General features: G+C 69.5%; 21 protein-coding genes. 16 read left to right on the top strand and 5 right to left on the bottom strand.

The features are described from left to right. The first annotated feature begins 48 nt into the window (after positions 1–48). Genes QSV35_RS06600 through QSV35_RS06580 form a run of 5 tightly spaced genes read left to right on the top strand, consistent with a single transcriptional unit; the run spans position 49 to position 3,028 of the window. Positions 49–684, top strand: coding sequence for a SipW-dependent-type signal peptide-containing protein (locus QSV35_RS06600; RefSeq protein WP_286287871.1), 636 nt, complete (start codon positions 49–51; stop codon positions 682–684). Positions 685–700: 16 nt separating this feature from the next. Continuing rightward, entirely contained in the window at positions 701–1,378 is a 678-nt protein-coding gene (locus QSV35_RS06595; RefSeq protein WP_286287870.1) for a SipW-dependent-type signal peptide-containing protein, read from the top strand. Beyond that, the gene (locus QSV35_RS06590) at positions 1,375–2,004 is read left to right on the top strand and encodes a hypothetical protein (RefSeq protein ID WP_286287869.1); all 630 of its coding nucleotides are present in this window, start codon (positions 1,375–1,377) and stop codon (positions 2,002–2,004) included. Before QSV35_RS06595 ends, QSV35_RS06590 begins: the two co-directional genes overlap by 4 nt. After that, positions 2,001–2,450, top strand: a complete 450-nt coding sequence (locus QSV35_RS06585; protein ID WP_286287868.1) for a hypothetical protein — start codon at positions 2,001–2,003, stop codon at positions 2,448–2,450. Before QSV35_RS06590 ends, QSV35_RS06585 begins: the two co-directional genes overlap by 4 nt. Next, entirely contained in the window at positions 2,444–3,028 is a 585-nt protein-coding gene (locus QSV35_RS06580) for a signal peptidase I (RefSeq protein WP_286287867.1), read from the top strand. Before QSV35_RS06585 ends, QSV35_RS06580 begins: the two co-directional genes overlap by 7 nt. Here QSV35_RS06580 and QSV35_RS06575 read toward each other — a convergent pair. Then, positions 3,025–3,477 (bottom strand): GNAT family N-acetyltransferase, encoded by a 453-nt coding sequence (locus tag QSV35_RS06575; RefSeq protein ID WP_286287866.1) that lies wholly within the window; start codon positions 3,475–3,477, stop codon positions 3,025–3,027. The genes QSV35_RS06580 and QSV35_RS06575 overlap by 4 nt on opposite strands. Positions 3,478–3,683: 206 nt before the next feature. Between QSV35_RS06575 and QSV35_RS06570 the strand changes: the two genes are divergently transcribed. Continuing rightward, complete coding sequence (locus tag QSV35_RS06570; RefSeq protein WP_286287865.1) at positions 3,684–5,900, top strand: NADP-dependent isocitrate dehydrogenase; 2,217 nt, start codon at positions 3,684–3,686, stop codon at positions 5,898–5,900. Between the two features lie 61 nt (positions 5,901–5,961). Here QSV35_RS06570 and QSV35_RS06565 read toward each other — a convergent pair whose 3' ends face one another. Continuing rightward, positions 5,962–7,392, bottom strand: coding sequence for a L,D-transpeptidase family protein (locus QSV35_RS06565; protein WP_286288450.1), 1,431 nt, complete (start codon positions 7,390–7,392; stop codon positions 5,962–5,964). A 197-nt stretch (positions 7,393–7,589) separates the two neighbouring features. Here QSV35_RS06565 and QSV35_RS06560 point away from each other — a divergent pair, with 197 nt between their 5' ends. The 7 genes from QSV35_RS06560 (at position 7,590) to QSV35_RS06530 (ending at position 16,160) form a co-directional block, all read left to right on the top strand. Beyond that, positions 7,590–8,783, top strand: coding sequence for an ROK family transcriptional regulator (locus QSV35_RS06560; protein WP_286287864.1), 1,194 nt, complete (start codon positions 7,590–7,592; stop codon positions 8,781–8,783). A gap of 72 nt (positions 8,784–8,855) precedes the next feature. Further along, positions 8,856–10,184 (top strand): extracellular solute-binding protein, encoded by a 1,329-nt coding sequence (locus QSV35_RS06555; protein WP_286287863.1) that lies wholly within the window; start codon positions 8,856–8,858, stop codon positions 10,182–10,184. Positions 10,185–10,257: 73 nt separating this feature from the next. After that, a complete protein-coding gene (locus QSV35_RS06550) occupies positions 10,258–11,226 on the top strand; it encodes a carbohydrate ABC transporter permease (protein WP_286287862.1) in 969 nt (322 codons plus the stop codon). Positions 11,227–11,231: 5 nt separating this feature from the next. Further along, entirely contained in the window at positions 11,232–12,116 is an 885-nt protein-coding gene (locus QSV35_RS06545; RefSeq protein ID WP_286288449.1) for a carbohydrate ABC transporter permease, read from the top strand. Between the two features lie 85 nt (positions 12,117–12,201). After that, positions 12,202–13,128, top strand: coding sequence for an ROK family protein (locus QSV35_RS06540; protein WP_286288448.1), 927 nt, complete (start codon positions 12,202–12,204; stop codon positions 13,126–13,128). Further along, positions 13,121–13,900, top strand: a complete 780-nt coding sequence (locus tag QSV35_RS06535) for a glucosamine-6-phosphate deaminase (protein ID WP_286287861.1) — start codon at positions 13,121–13,123, stop codon at positions 13,898–13,900. The genes QSV35_RS06540 and QSV35_RS06535 overlap by 8 nt, the downstream gene beginning before the upstream one ends. 16 nt (positions 13,901–13,916) lie before the next feature. Further along, entirely contained in the window at positions 13,917–16,160 is a 2,244-nt protein-coding gene (locus tag QSV35_RS06530) for a LuxR family transcriptional regulator (RefSeq protein WP_286287860.1), read from the top strand. Between the two features lie 31 nt (positions 16,161–16,191). Here the strand turns inward: QSV35_RS06530 and QSV35_RS06525 are convergent, their stop codons facing one another. Continuing rightward, positions 16,192–16,551 (bottom strand): carboxymuconolactone decarboxylase family protein, encoded by a 360-nt coding sequence (locus QSV35_RS06525; RefSeq protein WP_286287859.1) that lies wholly within the window; start codon positions 16,549–16,551, stop codon positions 16,192–16,194. A gap of 174 nt (positions 16,552–16,725) precedes the next feature. Between QSV35_RS06525 and QSV35_RS06520 the strand changes: the two genes are divergently transcribed. The 3 genes from QSV35_RS06520 to QSV35_RS06510 all read left to right on the top strand — a co-directional run bounded on the left by QSV35_RS06520 (position 16,726) and on the right by QSV35_RS06510 (position 20,423). After that, positions 16,726–17,106 (top strand): SHOCT domain-containing protein, encoded by a 381-nt coding sequence (locus QSV35_RS06520; RefSeq protein WP_286287858.1) that lies wholly within the window; start codon positions 16,726–16,728, stop codon positions 17,104–17,106. Positions 17,107–17,230: 124 nt separating this feature from the next. Next, positions 17,231–19,594 carry an arylsulfatase gene (locus tag QSV35_RS06515; protein ID WP_286287857.1) on the top strand — a complete coding sequence of 788 codons (2,364 nt, stop codon included), beginning with the start codon at positions 17,231–17,233 and terminating at the stop codon, positions 19,592–19,594. A gap of 109 nt (positions 19,595–19,703) precedes the next feature. Further along, the gene (locus QSV35_RS06510; RefSeq protein ID WP_286287856.1) at positions 19,704–20,423 is read left to right on the top strand and encodes a hypothetical protein; all 720 of its coding nucleotides are present in this window, start codon (positions 19,704–19,706) and stop codon (positions 20,421–20,423) included. 18 nt (positions 20,424–20,441) lie between these two features. Here QSV35_RS06510 and QSV35_RS06505 read toward each other — a convergent pair whose 3' ends face one another. Continuing rightward, positions 20,442–20,840 carry an NUDIX hydrolase gene (locus QSV35_RS06505; protein WP_286287855.1) on the bottom strand — a complete coding sequence of 133 codons (399 nt, stop codon included), beginning with the start codon at positions 20,838–20,840 and terminating at the stop codon, positions 20,442–20,444. Then, positions 20,837–22,201 carry an FAD-binding oxidoreductase gene (locus tag QSV35_RS06500; protein WP_286287854.1) on the bottom strand — a complete coding sequence of 455 codons (1,365 nt, stop codon included), beginning with the start codon at positions 22,199–22,201 and terminating at the stop codon, positions 20,837–20,839. The genes QSV35_RS06505 and QSV35_RS06500 overlap by 4 nt, the downstream gene beginning before the upstream one ends. Positions 22,202–22,350 lie beyond the last annotated feature (149 nt).

The raw sequence follows: 22,350 nt of genomic DNA, 5'->3' as shown, positions 1-22,350 counted from the left end.
CTGGGGCCCGGGCGGAGATCGAACGACCGATCGAGAGAGGGCCCCGAAATGAGCGCTGACGACGCCGCCGACCGTGCAGTCACGACCCCCAGGCGCCGCTGGCGCGGTCGGAAGGTCCGTGCGATCCTCGCCGGAGGCCTCGTCCTCGGCATCGGCGCGGCCATCACGCTCGCGGCCTGGACCGACGACGAGTTCGCCAAAGGCACCTTCACCGCCGGACAGTTCAACCTCCAGGGTGCGACCGACGGGTCGACCTACGCCGACCACAACTCGTCGGCCGGCGCCGCGGCGCTGAGCTTCTCGACCGGGTTCAACAACATGTCGCCGAACCAGACGGTCTACGCGGGATTCTGGCTGCGCCTGGCCGCCGGCACGACGTCGGGCGCCAACCTCCAGCTCGCGGGTTACTCCGGGACGGGAACCGCCACCGCGCAGCTGACGTACACGATCTACACGATCGCGGCGGCCGCGACGTGCAACGCGTCGACCGCGACGGGCACGCCGATCGCCACCGGGACGCTCAGCGATACGACGGCGACGAGTACCGTGGTCGCACTCGCGGCCCCTGTGTCTCCCGCCGCCGGGGCGGCGCAGCAGCTGTGCTTCGCGGTGACCTCCAGCGCGGCGCTCGCCCAGAGCTCGTCGGCCACCGGCACCTGGCAGTTCACGGCGACCTCGTCCTGAGGCCGCGGGAGCCCTCATGGCTTCGGCCGACGACGGCCGCCGGCGTGACCGTGCGCGCCGGCGAAGACGACTGAGATGGATGCGGGCGCGCGCCCTGCTCGCGGGCGGACTCGTCCTCGGGGTCGGCGCATCCATCACGTTCGCAGCGTGGACCGACAGCGAGTATGCGACGACGACGGTCGCCTCGGGACGGTTCGGGATCGTCGGCGCCGTCAACGGCGGCTCGACGTTCACCGACCACGCGACGACTCCCGGAGCGACGCTCACCTTCTCCCCGGCGCTCACGGCGGTCTATCCCGGCTCCGGGGCCGGGTTCACGACCGTGCAGATCCGAACCGCGGCGGTCGCCGCGGGCGGGTTCGATTCGGTGCCGGGGGTCGTGCGGATGCAGACGTCGACCGCCGCGACGGGCAATCTCGCCTCCGCCCTCGTCTACGCCGTGCGGGTGGTGCCGAGCGGATCGTCGTGCAACGAGGCACTCTTCGCGAACGCGACGGCGCCCGTGATCGTGCCCAACGCCACACCGCTGACGACGAGCGTGCCCACCGCGCCCGATATGCCGCAGACGCTGCAGGCGGCAGGCGGCAGCACCGTCACCTTCTGCGTCCGCATCGAACTGCCGACGACCGCGCCGGACACCAGCCAGAACGGCACGGCGTCGGTCGTGTGGCTCTTCGCAGGGGCGACATCGTGATGCCCCGCGTCACGCTCGTCGGCGCGGGGATCCTCCTCGCGGCTGCGCTTGTCGCGGTTGCTCCCGCGGCGCGGGCGGCGACCGTGACCACCGTGGTGCAGGGCAGTGTCATCCGCCTCGTCTCGACCCTGGATCCGACGGCCGCGACGACGATGCTCCCCGGTGTCCCCGTCGACTGGGACATCGAAGTGAGTGCGTCCCTCGCCGACGGCGTCATCGACGTCGCGCTCGGCGGAACGGCGACACCCGATGCGTTCGCGCTGACGGCGCGCGAGTGCGCGACGGCCTGGACCGACACCGGGTGCGCGACGGGGGAGCGGATGCTGGGCACCGCGGTCGCGGGTGAGCCCCTGCCGCTCGGCCGCCAGAGCTCTGCCGCGCAGCGCTGGTACCGCATCGAGGTGGTCCTCGCCCGATGGGTGCCGGGCGCGACCGCGACCCTCGAGTTCCGCGCGTCCGGGGTGGGTGCCACCGCCCCGGCAGGGACCCTTCCTGCGACCGGCGGCGGCATCGCTCCGCTGTTCGTCCCCGCCCTCGTCGCGATCGGCTCGGGACTCCTCATCGCGGGTATCGCACGCGCCGCGCGGGGCCCGGCGGCCCACCACGCGAGGGGGAGATCCGGATGAGGCGGCGGGCACTGATCGCGACCATCGGTCTCGTCATCGCGGCTGGGGCGCTCGCGGCATCGCAGCCCGTCACCGCAGCGTGGACCGATACCGAGTTCGCCACCACCTCCGTCGTCTCGACGTCGCTCGTCGCGCCGACGAAGACGAGCTGCAGCGTGGATGTCGTGCTGGGCCTCTCAGCCACGTTCAACTGGACGAACCCCACAACGGGCGCACCACGGACGGGTTACGTCTTCCAGATCTACAACGGCGCGACGCTCGTCGGGTCGGCGACGCCCGCGGCCAACGCCACGACGCAATCCACGAGCGGTCTGCTCTCCACGCTGCTCAACAGCGTGACTTATACGGTGCAACTGCGCGCGGCGAACAATCTGTGGCGCTCACCGGTCGCCACCGGAACGTTCACCACGACCGCGCTCGGCCTGATCACGTCGTGCACATGGTGACCGCCACCCGTCGCGAAGCGCGCGAGGCCGCGTCGGAACGCCCGAGCGGCGCCCGGCGCGCGTCCGGCGCACTCGGCTCCGTCGCCCTGACCCTTCTGGCGGCCGGCGGGCTCGTCTGCATCCTGCTCGTCATCCTCGCGTTCTTCTTCCACATCACGGTCGTGATGTTCGCGACCGGGTCGATGTCGCCGACGATCCCGGCCGGCTCGATCGCCCTCGTGCGCGAGGTCCCCGCGACGCAGGTGCACGTCGGGGACGTCGTCACCGTCGACCGCAGTCCGGAGCTGCCCATCACGCACCGCGTCATCGGGATCGACGGCACCCGCGACGGCGTCGTGTCGTTCCGGATGAAGGGGGATGCCAACACCGCCGCCGACCCCGTCGAATACCGCACCTCGACGGTGCGCACGGTGCTCTGGTCGGTGCCGGGGCTTGCGCGGGCGATCGTGTGGTTGCGCAACCCGCTAGTGCTGGGCGCGATCACGCTCGGCGCGGCGGCGCTGGTGACGTGGGCGTTCTGGCCGCGCGAGGACCGCGGCCGCCGCACACCGGAGCGCGCGAGAGAGGAAGAGAGTTAGAGCGCGATCTCCCCGATGACCTCGCCGTACTCGGTCTCCCCGACGGCGTGGAACCCGACGCGCTCGAAAAACGCGGCGGGCCCGCCCTCGCCGGCTTCGTAGATGACGTTCACGTGGTCCATGCCACGCGTGCGGGCTTCGGCGAGGAGCGCCTCGACCGCGAAGCGGCCGATGCCCTTGCCCTGGTCCTCGGCGTCGACGTTGATGCGCCACAGCACCGAGCGGAAGTGCTCCTGCGGGAAGTCGGTGTCGAAGTTGGCGCTGATGAATCCGACGATGGCGTCTCCGTCCAGCACGACGCGCTGCCAGGAGGTCTGCGGATTCACGACGGTTGCGGCGATGCCGTAGCTCACCGGCGAGAGGTACTCCTCCTGCCCGGGCTTCAGCGACATGTTGTTGACCGCCACGATGGTCGAGGCGGACAGTTCTTCCAGCCGAAGTTCTGCCATAGGGACAGGGTAGTGCCCTGCCGTCGATCGACGACAAGCCCCATGCTGCATGCGGAGGCAGATATCTCGACGTCAAGATACTTTTGCGACTCGTGCGGTAGGCTGGGCACCGCGTCGCGCGGTGTGCTGGAGCGCCCGGCGGCGGCAGCATCCACCGCCCTCACGGCCACGTCCGCAAGGCCCCTCCCTCTACAGAGAGACGACTCGTGCCCGACTCCACCATCATCTACACCCACACCGACGAGGCGCCGGCGCTCGCGACCGCATCATTCCTCCCCATCGTCCAGGCCGTGACCCGGCAGGCGGGGGTCGAGGTGGAGACGCGCGACATCTCGCTGGCCGGCCGCATCCTCGCGGCGTTCCCGCAGAAGCTCACGCCCGAGCAGCAGGTGGGCGACGCGCTCGCCGAGCTCGGCGGCCTCGCGACCCTGCCCGAGGCGAACATCATCAAGCTGCCGAACATCTCGGCGTCCATCCCGCAGCTGAAGGCCGCGATCGCGGAGCTGCAGTCGCAGGGCTACGACATCCCGGACTACCCGGACGAGCCGGCATCCCTCGAGGAGAAGGACGTCCGCGCGCGCTACGACCGCATCAAGGGCTCCGCCGTGAACCCGGTGCTGCGCGAGGGCAACAGCGACCGCCGCGCGCCGCTGTCGGTGAAGAACTACGCGCGCAAGCACCCGCACCGCAACAAGGCGTTCGCTGACGGATCGCAGACGCGCGTCGCCACGATGGGCCACGACGACTTCAAGAGCAACGAGAAGTCGTGGGTCGCCGCCCACGACGACGTCCTCACGATCCGCCACGTCGCAGCGGACGGCACCGTCACGATCCTCAAGGAGGCGCTGAAGGTCCTCCCGCGCGAGATCGTCGACGCCACCTTCATGTCGGCCGCGGCACTCGACGCCTTCCTCGCCCAGGTCCAGGCCGAGGCGGAGGCCGCCGGCATCCTGTACTCCGTCCACCTCAAGGCCACGATGATGAAGGTCAGCGACCCGATCATCTTCGGCCACGTCGTGAAGACCTACTTCGCCGACGTGTTCGACGCCTACGGCGACAAGATCGCCGAGGCGGGGCTCAGCGCGAACAACGGCCTCGGCTCGATCCTCGCGGGGCTCGCCGATGTCGACGGCGGCGCGGAGATCGCCGCGGCGTTCGCCGCCCGCATCGCCGACGGCCCCGCGCTGTCCTACGTCAACTCCGACAAGGGCGTCACGAACCTGCACGTCCCGTCGGACGTGATCGTGGATGCCTCGATGCCTGCGCTCATCCGCAACGGCGGCAAGCTGTGGGGCGTCGACGGGGGAGAGGCCGACACCGTCGCCGTCATCCCCGACTCGTCCTACGCGGGCGTCTACCAGGCCGTGATCGACGATGTCATCGCGAACGGTCCGCTCGACCCCGCCACGATCGGCACCGTCCCGAACGTGGGCCTCATGGCTCAGGCCGCCGAGGAGTACGGCAGCCACGACAAGACGTTCGAGATCGCCGCCGCGGGCCGCGTCGAGATCGTCGACTCGTCCGGCGAGGTCGTCATCGAGCACGACGTCGAGGCCGGCGACATCTGGCGCGCGACGCAGACGAAGTACATCCCGCTCGTCGACTGGGTGAAGCTCGCGGTGACCCGCGCCCGCGCCACCGGCGCCCCGGCCGTCTTCTGGCTCGACGTGAACCGCGCGCACGACGCACAGGTCATCGCCAAGGTCTACCAGGCGCTCGCGACGATGGAGACGAAGGGCCTGCAGATCTCGATCCTCGCCCCGGCGGAGGCGACCCGCTACACGCTGGCGCGCCTGCGCCACGGACTCGACACCATCTCGGTGACCGGCAACGTGCTGCGCGACTACCTCACCGACCTGTTCCCGATCCTCGAGGTCGGCACGTCGGCGAAGATGCTCAGCATCGTGCCGCTCCTCGCCGGGGGCGGCCTGTTCGAGACCGGCGCCGGAGGTTCGGCGCCGAAGCACGTGCAGCAGCTCCTCGAGGAGGACTACCTGCGCTGGGACTCGCTCGGCGAGTTCTTCGCGCTGGCCGCCTCGTTCGAGCACTACGCCGGCTTCACCGGCAACGCGAAGGCGCAGGTCCTCGCCGACACGCTGGATGCCGCGACCGGCACGTTCCTCGAGAACGACAAGTCGCCCGGCCGCAGCCTCGGCACGATCGACAACCGCGGCAGCCACTTCTACCTCGCCCTGTACTGGGCGCAGGAGCTGGCGAAGCAGACGGCCGACGCCGCCCTCGCGGCGACCTTCGCCCCGGTGGCCGAGGCGCTCGCGGCGAACGAGGAGACCATCGTCGCCGAGCTCATCGCGGTGCAGGGCCACGCCGTGGAGATCGGCGGGTACTACCACCCCGACACGGCGCTCGTCTCGCAGGTGATGCGCCCGTCCGCGACGCTGAACGGCATCGTCGACGCGATCTGACGCGCGAATGAAGAGGGGGTGGATGCCGCGGCATCCACCCCCTCTGTCGTTCACCTGCGGGTCAGCTGTGCACCCACACGTCAGTGCCCGTCGGCGTCCAGTTGTAGAGCTGCTGCGCGCGCTGGACGGGCATGCCGACGCAGCCGTGGCTCATCGGGTGCCCCCAGTTGTGGTGCCAGTACACGCCGTGGAAGCCCTGGTCGCCGTTGAAGTACATGATCCACGGCACGTCCGGCTGCGCGTACTTGGTGCCGTCGGGGTTGCTGCCCTTCATCGTCATCGACGTGATGTGCGAGTTGATGCGGAAGTGGCCCTGCTTCGTCGGGAAGATGCGGCCGCTCGAGATCAGCCACGAGTCGACGACCTGGCCGTTCTCCTTGAGATAGAGCGTCTGGGTGGTCAGGTTCACCTCGAGCAGGCGCTGCACCTTCTGCTCCTGCGGAGCGACCTCGGCGACGGTGAGCTTGTAGGCGCCGTCGAGGTTCGACAGCTGCTTGGCGAACGCGACCGCGATCCCGGAGGTGTCGCCGAGGGTGCGTCCGCTCTGCCCCGGCGCGATCGTGCGCAGCACGGTGCCCGACGAGTTCGTGATGACCGCGCCGTTCTCCGGCGCGCGGTTCACCCCGGCGGGCAGCGTGTCGACCGTCTTCTGGATGGCGCTCGAGTCGGCGGTGACCGTGATCGATCCGTTCGCCTGGTTGTCGAGGGTGAGCCAGGATGCCGCGACCCCGCGGTCGACCGGAACGGTGCGCTCGTCGCCCACGTAGAAGCCGACGGTGTCGAGCATCGCGTTGAGCTTCCCGGCGAACTCCTGCGCGTGCGCGGTGGTCGTGGCTGCCGGCACCACCGCCGTCGAGACGGGGACCGCCGCCGTCGCCGCGCCGGAGGAGAACGCCTTCTGGATGGCGGTGCGCACCGCATCCACATCCACGCTCGTCCCGTCCTTCGCAGGCGTGACCTCGTAGGTGCCGGTGGTGGCGTCGTACGCGACCTTCGCGTCCGTCGCCGGCGTGTACAGCGACGGGAACGCCGCGTGGAGCTTGGTCGCGACGGTGTTCGCGTTGACGGTCACCTCAGCCTTGCGCGACGTGGGGAACCATCCCGTCACGTTCCACAGCGGGTGGTCGGAGTAGGTGTCCTGTGCGAGAGTGCGCGCGTCCACGTGGGCGCCGAGGTCGGCGCCGGTGACCGTGACGGTGTTGCCGTCGGGGCCCGAGAGCGTGACGGTCGTCGAGGCGAGCTTCGACGAGATCGCGTCTGCCGCCGCTCCGGCGGTCATGCCGCCGACGGGCACGCTCGCCACCGACGCCCCCGGTGCGATGAGCACGAGCGAGACGGCGACGACGGCCGCCATCGCGATGCCCGCCGGCACGCCGATCCATGCGCCGAGGTGGCGCTTGTGCGGCGCAGGCTCCGCCGGTGCCCATGCGTATGTCGTCCCGGTGCCGGTCTCGACCGGTCCGGTGTCCCCCTGCTTGCCCGTGTCTGCCACGTTCAACCCCCGAAAATCCCTGGATATATCGTACCGGAGCGAGTCTGGAGGTTCGACGCGCTGAAATGACGGTTCGGTATCGACGGCGGGGATGCCGCCCCGCGTCCCGCGGTCCGAATGTAACGAATTCGTAAACCTGCCTTGCAAATCCATCCGGCCACTTGCGGTTTGCATGTTCGTAAGGTCTACTAACAAACATGACTGCATCGGAAGTGCAGCGCGGCTCTTCCACCATCGACTCCGCGCCCCCTGCCCAGGCCGACGCCCACGCGTTCGGCCCGCGGCGAGCACTGCGCCAGGGCGCCAAAGTGCTGCCGGAGCACGCTCGCGGGCACAACCGCGCACTCGTGCTGCAGACCCTCTTCCACGAGGGTGCCATGAGCCGCGCCGACCTCTCGCGCGAGACGATGCTGACCCGCGTCACCATCTCCGACCTCGTCGCCGAACTCATCGCCGACGGCTTCGTCGTCGAGCGGGGGGTGCGTGAGGCATCTGGGCCCGGCAAGCCGGCGATCCTCGTCGATCTCGACCGGACCGGGCACCGCATCCTCGCCCTCGACCTGTCCGCGAGCGACCGCTTCGTGGGCGCCGTCCTGACCCTCGACGGCGACATCGTGAGCCGCCGCGTCGTGGACCACGTCGAGCACCTGGACGACGCCGCAGGCATCGTGATCGCGCTCGCACGCGAGCTCGCCGCCGAGTCCGACATGCCGATCCTCGGAATGGGCGTCGGCACGCCGGGCGTCGTGGACGACGCAGGAGTGGTCCTGACGGCGCCGAATTTCGGGTGGACGGACTACGACCTGAAGTCGGCACTGCGCGAGGCCATCGACGTGCCGGTGCTCGTCGCCAACGACGCGAACGCCGCGGTCCTCGCGGAGTACACGTTCGGCGGCTCCGACGACGTCCTGCTCGTCAAGATCGGCCGCGGCGTCGGCTCGGGGCTCGTCATCGACGGCACCCCCGTGCGCGGCAGCCACTCCGCCGCTGGCGAGATCGGCCACGTCACCGTCGGCACCGACGGCGGGCCGCTGTGCGCGTGCGGCCGACACGGATGCCTCGAGGCATGGACGTCGACGCCTGCGCTGTCCGCCCGCATCGCGGGCGTCGCACCGGAGGAGCGCGACGGCATCCTGCGCGACGCGGGGGAGCGCCTCGCCATCGCGCTCGCGCCCGTCGTCGGCGCGCTCGACCTGTCGGAGGTCGTCCTCTCCGGCCCCCCTGAACTTCTCGACGGTCCGCTCTCGCAGGCGACCGCCGAGATCCTCCGCTCCCGGACGTTCGCCGTTCTGCACGACGGCATCCGGGTGCGGATGACGGAGCAAGGCCAGGACATCGTCCTGCGCGGAGCGGCCGTCATGGTCCTGTCCGGACAACTCGGCGTGTCATAGACCCGCCTCCCCCACCGCGGGCTCTCACCGGTCCGCAACACCAAGAGAAGCAAGAACGAACAAGGAGACAGAATGCGCACATCACGCATCGTCGCGATCGGAGCCGCGGGCATCGTTGCCGCGCTGGCGCTGAGTGCCTGCTCGAGCGCCGGCAACACCGGCAGCAACGGGAGCACCCCTGGCACCATCGGCAAGGTGGACGGCAAGGGCAAGACCCTCACCGTGTGGGCGATGAGCGGCGACTACGGAGACGCCGTCATGAAGCAGATCAACGACGAGTTCACCAAGCAGACCGGCGCCAAGGTCAACGTGCAGACCCAGCAGTGGGACGGCATCACGACGAAGCTGACCACCGCCCTCGGCACCTCCACGCCGCCGGACGTCGTCGACATCGGCAACACGCAGGTCGCCGGCTACGCGAACACGGGTGGTCTCATGGACCTCACCGCGTACAAGAACCAGCTGCAGCAGGGCGGCACGTGGCTCCAGTCGCTGTCCGGCCCCGCCACCTTCAACGACAAGCTGTACGCCGTGCCGTCGTTCGCCGGAAACCGCGCCGTGATCTACAACAAGAAGATGTGGGCGGATGCGGGCATCACCGCCGCGCCGACCACGTACGCCGAGCTGCAGAGCGACCTCGACAAGATCAAGGCCGCGCACGCGAGCGAGGCGGACTTCTCCGCCTTCTACCTGCCGGGCCAGTTCTGGTACGCGGGCATGAGCTGGGTGTGGGACCAGGGCGGCAACATCGCCACGTCGAGCGGCGGCAAGTGGACCGGCGCCTTCTCGAGCCCTGAGGCGCAGAAGGGCCTCACCGCGTTCCAGACGTTCCAGAACACGTACTCGACCAAGGCCAGCCAGACGCTGAACACCGACACGCCCAACGAGGACCAGATCATGGCCGACGGCAAGGCGTCCGCGATGATCGGCGCTCTGTGGGACGCCGGTGTCGTCGTGAAGAACTCGAACGGCAAGATCGCCGAGAGCGACCTCGGCACGTTCGCGCTTCCGAACACGGCCGGCCAGTCGGGCGCCGCGCACAACTTCGGCGGCGGCGAGGTCTGGGCCATCGCGCAGAAGTCCAAGAACCAGGACCTCGCGCTCGTCTGGACCAAGATCGCGGCCAGCGTCCCGATCCAGAACGCTCTCGCGGCGCAGCCGTGGATCCCGAACACCGTGGAGCTCGCGGCGGAGTGGGCCAAGAAGGCCACGCCGATCACCCAGGGCTTCTATGACGCGGCGGGCACGACCATGGGCACCCCGCCGGCTCCCGGCTGGGGCACCATCGAGGGCAACAAGAACATGGAGCAGTTCTTCGCGTCGATCGCGAGCGGAGCCAAGACGCCGGCCGATGCTGCCACGAGCATGGACGCCACGCTCAACAGCACGCTGAACGGCTGATCCAGCCCTATCGATCGGGGTCCCCGCAAGGGGACCCCAGGAAGAACGACCGATGAACAACCCGACTGCGGAAATGACCGCAGGCGAGGTCACGGCTGCCGCGGCGTCCAGCGCGTCGCGGCAGCCGCGTGACCCTCGCCCGTCGCGCCGGCCGCGCACGCGGGTCGCGCCGTTGCTGATGCTCAGCCCGGCTGGCCTCGTGATGATCGCGCTGATCGCGGTGCCGATCGGCCTGCTCGTGCTCTTCTCGTTCACCGACGCGAATGCGCGCACGGTGATCAGCGGCGCGTACAACTCGGTCGGCATCGACAACTACTCCAAGATCGTCGACGATCCGGCGTTCTGGGCGGCGCTCTGGCGCTCGATCTGGTTCACCGTCGCGATGGTGCTCGGGTCGGTCGTCATCGGGATGGCGCTAGCCAACCTCCTCACGCGGCTCGGCACCGTGATGCGCTACGTGCTCACGATCGCGCTCATCTTCGCGTGGGCCATGCCGACGGTGGCATCGTCGCAAGTGTGGAAGTGGCTGTTCCAGCCCGGATACGGCGTGGTCAACTGGCTGCTGACGCAGCTGCGCATCTTCGGCGACATGACCCAGGTCAACTGGGCGGCCAACACGTGGCTCGGCTTCCTCTGCATCTGGCTGCTGATCGTCTGGCAGGCGGTGCCGTTCATCGCCCTCACCGTCTACGCCGCCCAGACCCAGGTCGACCCCACCTATTACGAGGCCGCGCGCCTCGACGGCGCCGGTGAGTGGCGCGTCTATCGCGCCGTCACGCTCCCGTTCATCGCGCCGAGCCTCATCCTGATCACGATCCTGTCGGTGATCTGGGACTTCAACGTGTTCAACCAGATCTGGCTCGTGACGCAGGGCGGCCCCGACGGCACGACCTCGAACCTCGGCGTCTTCACGTTCATGCAGGCGTTCGTCAGCTTCAAGATCGGCTACGGCGCGGCGATCACCGTCATCACCACACTGATTCTGCTCATCATCACCGGCTTCTACATCCGCCGGCTGCTTCGCTCCGGGGAGGACCTGTGAGTCTCATGGTCGACGAGCCCGTCGGCGTCGGGGAAATGCAGGTCAGGCCTGCCCCGCGCCGTCGGCGCCGCAAGCCGCGCATCGGCAGCAACATCCTCGCCATCGTCGTCTCGGTGATCTGGATCTTCCCCGTCTACTGGATGGTGGTGACCAGCTTCAAGCAGCGCTGGGACGTCATGACCACGACGCCGCAGTTCCTGCCGAAGAACCCGACGCTGAACAACTACGTGATCGCGCTGTTCGACTCGACGTTCTTCATCAACCTGCAGAACTCGGTGATCGTGGTCGGCTTCACGCTGATCTTCTCGACCGTGCTCGCACTGTTCGCATCGGCTGCGCTCTCGCGATTCCGCTTCCGCGGTCGCAAGGTGATCCTCGTGCTCCTCCTCGCGGTGCAGATGCTTCCCGGGACGGCGCTGCTGATCCCGCAGTTCATGGTGTTCAACCAGATGGGTCTCCTCAACCAGTACGCGGGACTGATCCTCGCGTACGTGGCGGCGACGCTGCCGTTCTCCATCTGGGTGATGCGCGGGTTCTTCCTCGCCATTCCGAAGGAGCTCGAGGAGGCCGCCCAGGTCGACGGTGCGAACACGTGGACGATCATGTGGCGCATCCTGTTCCCGCTCGTCGCGCCCGGGATCATCGCAGCCAGCGTGTTCTCGTTCATCGCGGCGTGGAACGACTACCTGGTCGCCTACGTGTTCATGAAGGACCAGACGATGTACACCCTGCCTGTGTGGCTGGCATCCTTCTCGGTCCCGAACCAGCCGGTCGACTATGCCAGCCAGATGGCGGCGTCCGTCATCTTCTCGATCCCGCCCGTCATCTTCTTCCTCATCATCCAGCGCAACCTCGTCATGGGCATGTCCGCAGGGGCGGTCAAGGGCTGATGCCGGCGCAGACGAACGGGAGCCGCCAGGGTCGCGCCTCCCGTCTCCTGGACGTGCGCGCGTTCCGACGAACGGCGTGCGGCTCGTGAGGGTGGGGCTGGATGTCGGCGGCACCAAGACCGACGCCGTGGCGATCGACGCCGCCGGGAACGTGCAGGCACGTGTGCGCCGGACGACCGGATGGGGGCCCGAGGCGGTGGCGGCGACCGTCGTCGACGCGGTGGGCGCTCTCGCGGACGAGTTGGCGCTGCCCGTGGCCGCGTTCGAGTCCGTCGGGGTCGGCATACCGGGTCTCGTCGAACCGGGGACGACGCGCGTCGCGCACGCCGTCAATCTCGGCATCGTCGAGCTCGATCTCGCTGCGGCCGTCGCACCGACGCTCGGGTTGCCGGTCGCCGTCGAGAACGACGTGAAGGCCGCCGCCCTCGGCGCGTATGCCCTCGGCGACGGCACGGGCACGCTCGCGTACCTCAACTTCGGGACCGGCGTCGCGGCGGGCATCGTCGTGGACGGGGTCCTGTGGACCGGGTCCACCGGCACCGCCGGCGAAGTCGGCCATCTCTCGATCGACCCGGACGGCCCGCTGTGCACGTGCGGCCAGCACGGCTGCGTCGAGGCGTTCTCGGGCGGCGGCACCGTCGCGCGGCGGTGGGGCCGGCCCGGCGAGCTGCCCGTCCGCGACATCTTCGACGCGGCGGATGCGGGAGACGCGGAGGCGATCGTCCTCCGCGACGGCGTCGCCTACGGCATCAGTGCGGCGATCCGCGCTCTCGTCCTGACGGTGGATGCCGGTACCGTCGTTCTCGGAGGTGGCATCACGATGCTCGGGGATCGGCTCATGGCGGTCGTCGGCGCGCAGTTGGAGCAGAGCGCCGAGGCATCCCCGTTCATCCGTTCGCTGCGTCTGGACGAGCGTGTGCGCGTCCTTCCCGCAGGCTCGCCCGTCGCGGCGATCGGTGCGGCGCTGCTCGGCGCCCACCGCGATACCCAGGAGGTACTGGCTCATGGCTGAAGTGGTCATCGTCGAGAACGCGGCCGCGGCCGGAGCGCTCGTCGCGGACGAGATCGCGCGCCTCATCGCCGCGGACCCGGCCACGGTGCTGGGACTGGCCACCGGGTCGACGCCGCTGCCCGTGTACGAGGCCCTGCGGTCGCGCCTCGACGGCGTAGACGTGTCGCAGGTGCGCGGCTTTGCGCTCGACGAGTACGTCGGGATCGATCCGTCGCATCCCGAGAGCTATCGCTCGGTCATCACGCGCGAGGTGGTCGAGCCCCTCGGCCTGGATCCCTCGCGCATCCGCGTGCCCGACGGCCGCACCGAGGGCATCGAGCACGCCGGGGCGGACTACGAGGCCGCGATCGCTGCCGCCGGCGGCGTGGCGCTGCAGATCCTCGGGATCGGCACGGACGGGCACATCGGCTTCAACGAGCCGGGCTCGTCGTTCGCGTCGAGCACCCGTGTGAAGACCCTGACCGAGCAGACGCGCGAGGACAACGCGCGCTTCTTCCCGAGCATCGACGAGGTCCCGATGCACTGCATCACGCAGGGGCTCGGGACCATCCTGCGCGCCAAGCACCTCGTGCTCCTGGCGTTCGGGGCGGGCAAGGCCGAGGCCGTCGCCGGCGCCGTGGAGGGGCCGGTCACCGCATCGCTTCCGGGCTCCGCGATCCAACTGCATCCGCACGCGACGGTCGTCGTCGACGAAGCCGCCGCAGCCGGTCTGCGGTACGCCGACTACTACCGATACACGTTCGCCAACAAGCCGTCGTGGCAGGGTCTGTAGCCGCTACCATGTGACCGTGCCGGACATCCAGCTTGATTCGGTCGCGGGGGAACTTCAGCTGCAGACGGTCCTGCTCGACGCAAAAGTCCAGATTCCATCGTGGAAATCGGGGGCGGTGAGCAGGCGCGGTCTGATCAAGAGGGCGAAGGACAGCGGCGCACGCGTCGTGTCCGTCTACGCCCCCGCAGGCTATGGAAAATCGACCATGCTGGCGGAGTGGGCCTCATCCGAGAAGCGCCAGGTGGCGTGGGTGTCGCTCGAGCGCACCGATGCCGATCCTGCGACCCTCCTCGAGACCATCGCGTTCGCGACGTCATCGCTCGCGCCCGCCGTGGAAGCCGTCGTCGCCGATATGCGCGGTGTCGGGGCCTTCTCGCTGGGGCGGTCGGCGCCGCTTCTCGCTGCGGCTCTGGCGTCCGCATCGTCGAGCTTCGTGCTGTTCCTCGACGACCTGCACTGGGTGGACTCCGCAGGATGCCAGGACGCACTGGAGATGATCCTCGACTACGTCCCGACCGGTTCGCAGGTGGTCGTCGCCGGGCGCGGGGAGTCGGCCCTGATCGCGCGCCTGCGCGTATCCGGCGACGCGTGGGAGATCGCCGCCGCCGATCTGCGCATGGATGCCGCGGGTGCGCGGACGATCTTCGGCCTCGCCGGGATCGACCATGTGGATGATGCGGACCTCGGCCGGATCGTCGATCGGTGCGAAGGCTGGCCGACCGGCCTGTTCCTGTGCGCGCTCGTCGCACGCGGGGGAGGGGATGCCGCCGCCGTCGTCGGGGACGACAGGTACCTCGCCGACTACCTCTACCGCGAATGCATCGCGCGGATGCCGGACGAGATGCAGGAGTTCCTCCGCCGCACCGCCGTGTTCGACCGGTTCTCGCCCGCCTCGTGCAACGCCCTGCTGGGGATCGCCGATGCACGCGCGCGTCTGCACGAGATCGAGGCGGCGAACCTCTTCCTCGTCCCGATGGACCGCAACCGCGGCTGGTTCCGGTACCACGCGCTGTTCCGCGAATTCCTCCTGACGGAGCTCGAGCGCGCGGAGGGCGCGGATGCGGTGACCGAACTGCACCGACGGGCCGCCGCGTGGCACGAGGACAACGGCGCGCACGCGGTCGCCGTCGAGCACCTGCTGCAGGCGCGCGACATCCCGCGCGCGGCGGAACTCGTCGCCGAGCTCGGACTGGCGATGTACGGCGAAGGTCAGGTGATGACCGTCCGGCGCTGGCTCGAGGAGCTCGGTGAGGACGTCCTCCGCGAATACCCGGCGCTGGTCATCTCCATGACCTGGATAGCGCTGCTGCTCGGCGAGATCCGCCCGGGCGAGAGGTGGTCGCGCATCCTCAACGACCTGGATGTCGACAGCCTCCCCGTCGAGCACCGCAGACACTTCGAGTCGGCGCGGGCGATGGTGCGGTCCGCGATGGGCGAACGCGGGTACCAGCGCGCCATCGCCGACGCCGCATTCGCGATGGAGCACGAGCCGGTGACGAGCCCATGGCGCGACCAGGCGATCCATCTCTGGGGGACGGCCTGCCTGTTGCGGGGGGATGACGACGCGGCATGGGATGCCTTCGAAGAGGCCGTCGATCTCGCGATCATCATGGGCAACCCCGACACCGTGATCCTCAGCGAACCGGAGCTGAGCCTCCTCGCCATCGACCGCGGCGATTGGGTCGTCGCCGGCGCCCATGCGCGCCGCGGCGTCGAGATGATCGAGGCGAGCCACATGGATGGCTATCCCACCACGGCCCTCGCGCTCGCGGTGGCTGCGCGCGTGGCCCTTCATCAGGGCGACCGGGAACTCGGCGACAAGCTGCTGGCGCGGGGGATGCGCGCGCGCATCGGGTGCACCTACCTGCTGCCGTATCTCTCCGTGCGCGTACGCATCCAGCTCGCGAAGGCGCACGTCGCGCTCGGCGATCGGTCGGCCGCCTTCCATCTACTGCGCGAGGCGGACGAGATCCTGCACAAGCGACCCGATGCGGGCGTGATCACCGCGCAGATCGACGAGTTCCGGGCAGGTCTCACCGCCGAGCCGTCGACCGGTGGATCGGTCCCCCTGACACCGGCCGAGCTGCGTCTCCTGCCGTACCTGCAGACGCATCTCACGATCGCGGAGATCGGTCAGCGGCTCTACATCTCGCGCAACACGGTCAGTTCGCAGGTCAGCTCGATCTACCGCAAGCTCGCCGTGACCACACGAGGCGCGGCGGTCGAACGCGCCGTGGCGGTGGGTCTGCTCGGAGCGTGAGCGAGCGCCGGCGGTACGTCACTGAGCGGCCTCACTGATCGGCCAGCTCGTCGTCGAAGCCGAGCGTCGCGGCGATCGCCGGTGCTGCGGCGACGGCCCGGGGGAGACCGGTGATCGCGACGACGGCTTCGAGTGCGCCGACGATCTCCGCGGTGGATGCGCCCGACGCGATCGCGTCGTCGACGCCCGCGCGCAGGGACGACGGGGGCGCCGCGGCTGCGATCAGCGCGGCCATGCGCACCAGCGCCGCCGTGCGGCTGTCGAGGACGGTGGACGGGTGCTCGCCGAAGCGGTATCTCAGCCGGGGGTCGTCGATGCACAGGCGTATCAGCAGCTCGCGAGGATCGATCGTCAGCTCGTCCGGTCGCTCCGACCCTGTGGTGTCCGTCACCCTCACAGTGCACTCCGCGACGCGGGATCGCGCACCATGCATTTCGTATGATTCGCCGCTATCCGCCCGGCTTCATACGATTCGAGTGATGTTGCGCGGGTGCTGCTGTCGATAGCTTGTGATGTGCTGCGGGAGAATGCCCGCGGCTGTCACTTCGATAAAATTGGGACGCACATGGGTTTCCTCGACTTCTTGGTCTGGATGCTGTGGATCTACCTCGTGGTGGTCTGCATCTGGATCTTCATCTGGATCTTCATCGACATCTTCCGCGACCACTCGCTCAACGGCTGGGCGAAGGCGCTGTGGGTGATCTTCCTCGTCATCCTCCCGTTCCTCGGCGCGATCATCTACCTCATCGCGCGCGGCGGTTCGATGGCCAAGCGCCAGGCGGCGATCGCTCAGGCGCAGGCGGCTTCGCAGGCGGACTACATCCGCAGCGTCGCCGGCAGCGCCAGCTCGCCGGCTGGGGAGATCTCGCAGGCGCAGGCACTGCTCGACGCCGGCACGATCACGCAGGCCGAGTTCGACTCGCTGAAGGCCAAGGCGCTCGCCTGAGCACAGGTTGAGAGCGCCGGACTGCGCGTCGCGACGATGGGGTGAACAACCGCATCCGCGGCGCGCAGTCCGCGTTTCGGCACAGATCCACGGCTCCGGCCGCCCACGACGACAGGATGATGACATGACTGACACAGACCCCACCTCCATCGTGGGTGCGCCGCTCCCGCCGGCCCGGACGCTCCCGTTCCCGCCGAAGCCCTCGGGGAGCTTCGCAGGACGCACGCTGGGCGAATCGACCTACGCGCCGCTCCCGCCCGAGCACCACCTCAACGAGGACGCGCCGAACATCCTGGTCATCCTGATCGACGACGCAGGCCCCGCCCTCCCGGCGCCGCTGGGCGGCGCGATCAACACCCCGACTCTTGGGCGCCTGCGCGACGAGGGCATCGGATTCAATCGCTTCCACACGACCGCGATGTGCTCGCCGACGCGCGGGTCGCTGCTCACCGGTCGCAACCACCACCGGATCGGCCAGGGGCAGATCGCCGAGCTGGCGAACGACTGGGACGGCTACTCCGGGCACATCCCGAAGAGCAGCGCGACGATGGCCGAGGTGCTCCGCAACTACGGCTACTCGACCGCCGCGTGGGGCAAGTGGCACAACACCCCCGCCGAGGAGACTACGACGGCCGGTCCGTACGACAAGTGGCCGACCGGCTACGGCTTCGAGTACTTCTACGGGTTCCTGGCCGGCGAGGCATCCCAGTACGAGCCGAACCTCGTACGCAACACGACGTGCGTGCTGCCGCCGAAGACTCCGGAAGAGGGCTACCACCTCAGCGAGGACATCGCGGATGATGCGATCGGGTGGCTGCGCAATCACAAGGCGCTGTCGCCGGACAAGCCGTTCTTCATGTACTGGGCGACGGGTGCGATCCACGGACCGCACCACATCATGAAGGAGTGGGCGGACAAGTACAAGGGCACCTTCGACGACGGCTGGGACGTCTACCGCGAGCGTGCTCTGGAGGGGGCGAAGGCCGCCGGCTGGGTCCCGCAGAACGCGCAGCTGACGCCGCGTCCGGAGAGCCTGCAGGGCTGGGATGACATCCCGGACCACCAGAAGCCCTTCCAGGCGCGTCTGATGGAGGTGTGCGCCGGCTTCGGCGAGCACGCGGACGTGCAGGCGGGCCGCCTGCTCGACACCCTGGAGGAGCTCGGATACGACGACAACACCCTCGTCGTCTACATCTGGGGCGACAACGGATCGTCGGGCGAGGGCCAGAACGGCACGATCAGCGAGCTGCTCGCGCAGAACATGATCCCGACGACGATCGACCAGCACATCGCAGCGCTCGAGGAGCTCGGCGGGCTGGACGCGCTCGGCACCCCGGCGACCGACAACCAGTACCACGCCGCATGGGCGTGGGCCGGGTCCACGCCGTATCAGGGCATGAAGCTCATGGGGTCGCACCTCGGCGGCACCCGGAACCCGATGTTCCTGCGCTGGCCGGGGCGCATCGCCCACGAGGCGGAGCCGCGCACGCAGTTCCACCACGTGATCGACGTCGTCCCGACGATCTACGAGATCCTCGGCATCTCCCACCCGGAGTCCGTCAACGGCATCCACCAGGATCCGATCGACGGCACGAGCTTCGCGTACGCGATCGACGACGCGTCCGCCGAAGGACGCCACCGCACGCAGTACTTCGAGATCATGGCGAGCCGCTCGATCTACTCGGACGGCTGGATGGCATCCGCCACAGGCCCGCGACTGCCGTGGATCCCGGGCGCCCCTCCCGGGATCGCGACGTGGACGCCCGATCAGGACGCCTGGGAGCTGTACAACCTCGACGAGGACTGGAGCCAGGCGAACGACCTCGCCGCGCAGCAGCCGGCGAAGCTCGCCGAGCTGAAGGAGCTCTTCGCGATCGAGGCGGCCAAGAACGAGGTCCTCCCGATCGGTGCGGGGCTGTGGGTGCCCGTCTACCACCCCGAGTACCGCATCTCAGTGCCGTACACGCAGTGGGAGATGGGCGGCGACACCGTGCGGGTGCCGGAGTTCTGCGCCCCCGCGCTCGGCAACAAGCCGAACACGGTGACGATCACGGCCACGCTGCCCGACAAGGCGAACGGCGTGCTGTACAAGCTCGGCGGCGCGGGCGGCGGCCTCACCGCGTTCTTCGTCGACGGGGTGCTCAACTACGAGTACAACCTGTTCCTTGTGAACCGCACGAAGATCGCGTCCGCAGCGCCGATCCCCGCAGGCGACGTCACGATCGAGATCGAGACGTCCTACATCGAGTTGCGCCCGGGCGGACCGCTCTCGGTGGTCCTCCGCGTGAACGGCGAGGAGGTCGGGTCGGGCACCGTGCCGGTCAGCGCTCCGCTGCTGTTCTCGGCGAACGACTGCCTCGACATCGGCCGTGCCTACGGCGGTGCGGTGTCGCGGGCGTATGTGGAGAAGATGCCGTTCGCCTTCGATGGTGACATCGGACGCGTGCACATCGCGTACACGCCGCCGAAGGCTGCGCAGCCGGCATAGTCCTGCCGGCCGTACGGACAGGAGGGGAGCGCAATCGGGTGCGCTCCCCTTCGTCGTGTGTCCCGGGCCGGGATGGATGTCAGGTCGCGGCGCCCACTACGCTGACGGCATGACGGATGCCGAGGCCCGTGGGCGAACGGATGCCGCGGGCAGCGCGCGTCTGACATGGACGATCGGCGGAGGGATGCTCGTCGCCTACGCGGTTCTTCAGCTGCTGGTGTCTGCGGCACCGGGCCTGCAGGTCCCTCCGTATGCGTCCGAGCTCCTGTGGGCCGGGGCCCTCGTGATCCTCGCGTTCGGCGTCCGGCGCCAGGGCGGCATCGTGGGCCGCAATCCGTTCGGGATCACGGTGCTCGTCATCGCGGCACTCCTTCCGCTCGCCGCCGATCTGGCGATGCATGCCGCCATGGCGAGCGTGGACCGCTCGGCCCCCGACCTGCTGGTGTTCGGGTCAGCGCAGTACACGCAGCCATCGGACGCCGACCTGGCGGTCATGTCGACAGTCGGTCAGGTGACGGCGGTCCTGTCGATCGTCGTGCCGGTCCTGGTGGGCGTCGTGATCGGGCGCGCGCGAGTCCTTCCGCCGCGCTGGCGCTGGCTGCCCCTGATCGTCCTGGCACTCCTCCCCGCGCTGCAGGTGCTGGGGATGCTGTTCGTCGCGACGCCCGGCGGCGATCAGCTGATCACGGTACTCATCCCGATCCAGCAGACCGTCGCCACGCTCTCGACGCTCGGCATCCTGCTGCTCGGCATCCTCGCCATCGTCTTCGCAAGGCGCGCCGCCGGCCCCGCAGACGAGACGGTGCAGGTGTATCCGCCCGCCGCGTGAGCTCGCGGGCGAGGATCTTCAGCGCCAGGCGAGGGGGAGGAGCTGGTTGCGGCTGAGCGGTGCGAGGGGCGTCGCATCCAGGTCGTGCTCGCCGATCCAGCGGAGCTCGGCGATCTCCGCACCCGCGACGGCGTCGACCGGGGAGACCACCAGGGCGAACGCGTCGGCGACGACGATGTGGCCGGGCTCGTTGGCCGCCGTATCCCGGTACTCGCCGAGGACGGTGAAGGACGCGGCGTCCGCAATGATCCCGGTCTCCTCGACGAGTTCCCGGACGACGGCCTCGAGCGCCGTCTCGCCCGGGTCGGGCTTGCCGCCCGGCTGCTGGAAGAGGTCGGTGCCGCGCTTGCGCACGACGAGCGCCCGGCCCGCGCCGTCGGTGACGACGGCGGCGGAGACGCGGATCTCGGGACTCACGCGAAGACCTTCCCGGGGTTGAGGATGCCCTGTGGATCGAAGACGCCCTTGATGTCGCGCTGCAGGCGCCACTGGTCGTCGCCGAGCTCGTCGGCGAGCCAGCGGCGCTTGAGCAGGCCGATGCCGTGCTCTCCGGTGAGCGTGCCGCCGAGCCGCAGGGCGGCGCGGAACAGGTCGTCCGCCGCCGCCCAGATGCGGTCGGGGACCTCGTCGCCCTCGAACACGAAGTTGGGGTGGAGGTTGCCGTCGCCGGCGTGGGCGACGGTCGGGATGACGATGCCGTACTCGCGTTCGACGCGCGCGATCTCATCGAACATCGCGGGCAGGGCGCTGCGCGGCACGCTCACGTCCTCGATGAGCGCAGTGCCGAGCGTCTCGATCGCGGGATGCATCGACCGGCGGATGCGCAGGAGCCGCTCGCCCTCGGCGGGGTCGTGCGAGACGGCGACCTCGCCGCCGGCCGAGCGCAGGATCTCCGCGACCGCATCGGCCTCGGCCGCTGCGGCCGGGCCGTCGGTCTGGACCGTCAGCTGCGCGGCGCCCGCGGACGGGGCGTCGAGCCCCAGCATCGCGTGGACGGCGGCGAGGGACGCCGCATCCATGAGCTCCATGATGGCGGGCTGGATGCCGGCCGCCGTGACCGCCGCGGATGCCTCCGCAGCCGCGCGCACACCCTGCGGGAAGACCGCGGCGATCGTGTGCGACTGGCCCGGAACGAGCCTGCGAAGCTTCAGCGTCGCGCCGACGACCACGCCGAGCGTGCCTTCCGATCCGATGAAGAGCGACGTCAGATCGAGCCCCGTGACGCCCTTCACGGAGCGGTGGCCGACGTGGATGAGCCGCCCGTCGGCGAGGACGACGTCGAGCGCCAGCACGGCATCGCGCACGACGCCGTACTTCGCGCACAGGAGTCCGCCCGCGCCCGTCGCGATGTTGCCGCCCACCGTCGAGATCGCGCGGCTCGCCGGGTCCGGCGCCCACCACAGGCCGTGCGGAGCGAGCGCATCGTTGAGGTCGGCGTTGAGGATCCCGGGCTCCACGACCGCGAGGAGGTCATCGGGACGGACCTCCAGGATGCGGGTCATTCCGCGCAGCGACAGCGCGATCTCGCCGCCGCCCGCGTTGGCGCCGCCCGCCAGTCCGGTGCCCGCGCCACGCGGGACGACCGGCGTCCCGGTATCGGTCGCGATCCGCATGACGGCCTGCACATCGGCGACGGATGCCGCGTGCACGACCGCGAGCGGGGCTGTGTCGGCGGCGAACCCGGACTTGTCGGCGCGAGCGGCATCGAGGGAAGCGGGGGAGGTGTCGACGCGATCGCCGAGCTGTTCGGTCAGGCGGGCGAGGACGTCGGAGGGCACGTCCTCAGCCTATGGTCGCCGCGAGGATCATCGAGCGGCCCGCTGGCTGCGTTTCGTCTCGGTCGCTGCGCTCCCTCGCTCAACGACCCGCAATGAAGCGAACCTTGCGGCTCGTTGAGCGAGCGAGGAACGAGCGAGACGAAACGCAG

It is taken from the genome of Microbacterium candidum (assembly GCF_030315975.1).
Taxonomy (GTDB): domain Bacteria; phylum Actinomycetota; class Actinomycetes; order Actinomycetales; family Microbacteriaceae; genus Microbacterium; species Microbacterium candidum.
The sequence above is the reverse complement of the archived record's forward strand: the minus strand, read 5'-3'. Positions and strand labels throughout refer to the sequence as shown.